Source organism: Aquicoccus porphyridii (genome assembly GCF_008369105.1).
Taxonomy (GTDB): Bacteria; Pseudomonadota; Alphaproteobacteria; order Rhodobacterales; family Rhodobacteraceae; genus Aquicoccus; species Aquicoccus porphyridii.
Genome location: NZ_VINQ01000186.1, coordinates 1 through 399 on the forward strand (window position 1 = coordinate 1; position 399 = coordinate 399).

1 protein-coding gene is annotated in these 399 nt (G+C 67.2%); it reads left to right on the forward strand.

The features are described from left to right. The coding region (locus FLO80_RS24115; RefSeq protein ID WP_149187165.1) for an NAD(P)H-dependent oxidoreductase at positions 1–399 on the forward strand (399 nt) is incomplete at both ends.

The window sequence follows — 399 nt, forward strand, 5'->3', positions numbered from 1 at the left end:
TACGCCCTGGAGCAGCGCGAGGGCGTCAAGCGCCAGAGCCTGGCCGCCGACATCCAGGCCGAGCTGGACAAGCTGCTGTGGGCCGACCTGCTGATCCTCAACTTTCCGATCTACTGGTTCTCGGTGCCGGCGATCCTCAAGGGGTGGTTCGACCGGGTACTGGTGTCCGGGGTCTGCTATGGCGGCAAGCGCTTCTACGACCAGGGTGGCCTGGCCGGCAAGAAGGCGCTGGTCAGCCTGACCCTGGGCGGGCGCCAGCACATGTTCGGCGAGGGTGCCATCCACGGACCGCTGGAGGACATGCTGCGGCCGATCCTGCGCGGCACCCTGGCCTATGTCGGCATGCAGGTGCTGGAGCCCTTCGTCGCCTGGCACGTGCCATACATCAGCGAGGAAGCG